Source organism: Microbacterium sp., from assembly GCF_052099035.1.
In the GTDB taxonomy this organism is placed as follows: Bacteria; Actinomycetota; Actinomycetes; order Actinomycetales; family Microbacteriaceae; genus Microbacterium.
In genome coordinates this window covers 1-4,379 of sequence record NZ_JBQDSX010000125.1, presented here as the reverse complement: position 1 = coordinate 4,379, position 4,379 = coordinate 1, and the positions used below count along the sequence as shown (strand labels likewise).

3 protein-coding genes and 1 pseudogene are annotated in these 4,379 nt (G+C 66.4%); all 4 read right to left on the bottom strand.

What is annotated here, in order from left to right; genetic code table 11:
• Nucleotides 1-728 (bottom strand): annotated as a pseudogene (locus tag ACTIAO_RS17145) (ComEC/Rec2 family competence protein); the annotation flags it as partial.
• Entirely contained in the window at nucleotides 725-1,330 is a 606-nt protein-coding gene (locus ACTIAO_RS17140) for a helix-hairpin-helix domain-containing protein (protein ID WP_441907296.1), read from the bottom strand. The pseudogene ACTIAO_RS17145 and the gene ACTIAO_RS17140, both read right to left, overlap by 4 nt.
• A gap of 187 nt (nucleotides 1,331-1,517) precedes the next feature.
• The gene (gene leuS / locus ACTIAO_RS17135) at nucleotides 1,518-4,097 is read right to left on the bottom strand and encodes a leucine--tRNA ligase (protein WP_441907295.1); all 2,580 of its coding nucleotides are present in this window, start codon (nucleotides 4,095-4,097) and stop codon (nucleotides 1,518-1,520) included.
• A gap of 57 nt (nucleotides 4,098-4,154) precedes the next feature.
• The coding region (locus ACTIAO_RS17130) for a chorismate-binding protein (protein ID WP_441907294.1) at nucleotides 4,155-4,379 on the bottom strand (225 nt) is incomplete at its 5' end.

The following is a 4,379-nucleotide window of genomic DNA, read 5'->3' as shown; positions in this document are numbered from 1 at the left end:
GACACGGCGGTCAGATGACTCAGGCCACTGGTCAGCATCGCCGCGTTAAGCTCCTCGGAGACCGCGCGGGTATCGCCCACGGCGAGTCCGGGCAGCAGCCCGGCACCGGGTTCGGGGAGTTTCGTCGCGCGGGTGACGAAATCCTCACGAACCTGAGCTGCGACGCCGAAAACTCCCTGTGCAGGCTGGAGGATTTCGACCCGCATTCCGAAAACGACGAGGGCCGCCCGTTCACCGGCATCCGTCGCCATCGCATCGCCGGTGACGCGGATGACGGCGCCCAGGTCCAAACCGCGCCCGGGATCGACGCCGATGCGCATGGGCACCGACAGCGGCTCCGGTTCTCCCAGCGCACCGGCACGACTCGATTGCAGATCGAACCAGACCCGCCCGTCACTGCCGACCGTCGACGACGACGAAATCTCACCGATCACCTCGATGACCCTGCCGTCGAACTCGGCGGCAGCTTCGCGCTGCGGCTGGGCGAACCCGGCGCTCATCGCTGCCGCGACAATGCTGAAGGCGATCACCGCGACGAGTCCGCCCTTCGGACGTGGCTCCTCTCCGCGCCGCCACATCAGCAGCAGGATGCCGACCCCGCAGGCCGCTGCCAGTCCTGCGCACCACCATGACATCGCTGGCACGAACACGCACGCGAGGGCGACAGTCCAGACGAACAGCGCCACCGGCACCAGCCGCAGATCGCGCACGCGTGTGCCGCCGGTCATACCCGCACCAGATCACGGATGCCTGCGAGCAACTTCTCCCCGATCCCGGAGACCGCCAGGAGGTCATCGACCGCGCCGAATCGACCATTCTTCTCGCGCCAGTCGATGATCCGCTGAGCCAGTGCGGGCCCGATACGCGGCAGGGCCTCGAGCTCGGCCTGATCGGCATTGTTGAGGTCGATGAGACCGTCGCCGACCGGGGCCGAGCTCCCGCCCTCAGCGGCGGCGCCGACCCCGGGGACGATCAGCTGCTCCCCGTCGCTGAGCAGCCGTGCGAGGTTCACCGCCTGCAGATCCGCATCGTCGAGAGTGCCGCCGGCCGCGGCAAGAGCATCGACCACCCTGGCATCGGGTTCGAGCACGTACAGCCCGGGGTTCGTAACCTGACCGAGCACGTGGACGTACAACTCACCGCCGACCGAGACATCGTCGCCCTCGGACGCATTGATCTGCACGGTCTGGGTGGGCTGTGCCTGCCCGCGCATGATCCCCAGGCCCACCGCGCCGGACAGGACGACGAGTCCGACCACGACGGCCGCACCGATGCTCAGCCGCAGACGCGATCGCGCCGCCGGAGCAGACACACGTTCACTCGCTGGCACCCCGCCACGCTATGGCGCAGGGTGAGTCGGTGGATGCCGTGATCACCGGTTCGGTGGAGAACCTGGGGATAACGGTGTGTGTGGAGAACGGCTTCGACTCGCTCCGCTCGCTCAGCCCGTTTCGTCTCGCTCCGCTCGCTCAACGGCCCGCGGGCGCTCGTTCAACGGCGGGCGCCGACAGTCGAGCTCAGCCCTTGACGGCGAAGTTCACGAGCTTGGGTGCGCGGACGATCACCTTGACGATTTCCTTGTCGCCGATCGCACGGATGACGCGCTCGTCGGTGCGCGCGAGCGCCTCCAGTTCGTCAGCGGTGATCTTGGCAGGGACCTCGAGCTGAGCGCGGACCTTGCCGTTGACCTGCGCGACTGCGGTGATCGTGTCCTCCACGAGCAGGGCAGGGTCGGCCTGTCGCCAGGTGACCAGGCCAACGGAGGGCTCGTGGCCGAGCGCTTCCCACATCTCCTCAGCGGTGTGCGGCGCGATGAGGTCGAGCATCACGGCAACCGTCTCGGCAGCTTCGCGCACAGCAGGATCGCCGGCACCCGCGCCGGAGTCGACCGTCTTGCGGGCGAGGTTCACGAGCTCCATGAGACGCGCCACGAGCACGTTGAACTTCGTCTGCTCGACCAGCCCCGGAGCATCCGCCAGCAGCCTGTGCGTACCGCGGCGGAGCGCGGCGTCGCCGTCCTTGAACAGCACATCCACGGGGCTCGAGACCGCATGGCTGAGCCGCATCGCGCGGGCGAGGAACTTCTGAGCACCCGTGGTCGACACATCGGCCCAGTCCTTGTCGTCCTCGACGGGGCCGGCAAATGCGAGTCCGACGCGCAGCGCGTCGGCACCGTACTTGTCGAGCTCTTCCTGGAAGAGGACGAGGTTGCCCTTGCTCTTGGACATCTTCGCGCCGTCGAGGATCACCATGCCCTGGTTGATCAGGCTCGAGAACGGCTCGGTGAAGTCGATGAGACCCATGTCGAACAGCACCTTGGTGATGAACCGCGCATAGAGCAGGTGCAGGATCGCGTGCTCGACACCGCCGATGTAGCTGTCGACCGGCGCCCAGCGCGCAGCCTCGGCCGGATCGAAGGCGAACTGGTCGCTGTTCGGCGAGAGGAAGCGCAAAAAATACCAGGAGCTGTCGACGAAGGTGTCCATCGTGTCGGCATCCCGAAGCACTGGTTCGCCGGACTCAGGGTCGACGGTGCGCACCCACGATTCGGCTGCGCCCAGCGGGGATGAGCCCTTGGGTGAGAGGTCCAGCCCCTCGACGCTCGGAAGCTTCACCGGCAGCTGGTCGGCGGGCACCGGTGTCACGGAGCCGTCTTCGTGGTGCAGCATCGGGATCGGCGTGCCCCAGAAGCGCTGGCGCGAGATCAGCCAGTCACGCAGGCGGTAGTTCTTGGCAGCGCGGCCGGTTCCCGCGGCGGTCAGCTGCTCAATCGCGCGGGCGACCGCGTTGCGCTTGGACAGACCGTTCAGGTCACCCGAGTTGATCATCCGGCCCTCGCCCGAGAGCGCGACACCGGTGACGGACGGATGCTGATCGTCAAGAGTCTCAGCGGAATCGATCGGCACGCCGTCTGCATCGACCTCGATCACGGGCATGGCGCCGGTGATCGGAGCTGTCGTGTCGACGACGACCTTCACGGGCAGGTCGAAGGCGCGCGCGAAGTCGAGGTCGCGCTGGTCGTGTGCGGGAACGGCCATGACTGCACCGTGTCCATAGTCGGCGAGCACGTAGTCGGCGGCCCAGATCGGCAGCTTCTCGCCGTTGACCGGGTTGATCGCGAAGCGCTCGAGGAACACACCGGTCTTCGGGCGGTCGCTGGACTGCCGATCGATGTCGGTGGTCTTCTGCACCTTCTCGAGGTACTCGCGGAAGGTCGCCTTCACTTCGTCGGATGCGTCTGCTACGAGTTCGGATGCCAGGTCAGCATCCGGGGCGACGACGAAGAACGTGGCGCCGTGCAGCGTGTCAGGACGGGTCGAGAACACGGTGACGGGTTCGTCGCGTCCCTCGATGCGGAAGTCCACATCGGCGCCGATCGAGCGGCCGATCCAGTTGCGCTGCATCTGCAGCACCTTGTGCGGCCACCGGCCCTCGAGCTGGTTCAGGTCGTCGAGCAGCCGGTCGGCGTAGTCGGTGATCTTGAAGTACCACTGCGTCAGCTTCTTCTTGATGACCTCGGCGCCGCAGCGCTCGCAACGACCGTCGACGACCTGCTCATTGGCGAGCACGGTCTGGTCGTTCGGGCACCAGTTCACCGGGCTCTTCTTGCGATACGCCAGGCCGCGCTCGTGCAGCTGCAGGAACAGCCACTGGTTCCAGTGGTAGTACTCCGGGTCGGAGGTGTGCAGCTCGCGCGTCCAGTCGAAGGAGACGCCGTAGGCCTTGAACCCGGTCTTCTGCTGATCGATGTTCTGGTACGTCCACTCGCGCGGGTCCGCGCCGCGGCGAATCGCGGCGTTCTCGGCGGGAAGGCCGAAGGAATCCCAGCCGATCGGGTTCAGGACGTTGTGCCCGCGGTGACGCCAGAAGCGCGCCACGATGTCGGAGTAGAGGTAGTTCTCGGCGTGCCCCATGTGCAGGTCCCCGGACGGGTACGGGAACATCGCCAGGACGAACTTGCGCGGACGGTTGTCGTCGGCGCCGCCGGCGAGGAAGGTCTCGTTGTCGGCCCAGTACTTCTGCCACTTGGCTTGGATGGCGTGCACCGACAGCGATTCATCGGCGGCCTCGGTGGAGGAAGCAGGGAATTCAGACAACGAAAGACCAATCTCGATAAGCGGATTGCGGAAGTCAGCAACGTCCAGGATATCGGATCACTCGCTCCGCCAGTCCTCAGGAAGGTCGGCTCCCAGAGCCGCCAGTGGCGCTCTCGCCTTGGTTGCGACCTCCGCGACTTCGTCGCGTGCAACAGAACCCCAGGTGATACCGCCGCCGGCTCCGACAACGGCATGAGAACGGTCGATCAGGATGCTTCGGATGACCATTGCCAGATCGGCGGTGCCGTCCACGCCGACGTATCCGAAGCATCCGCTGTACAC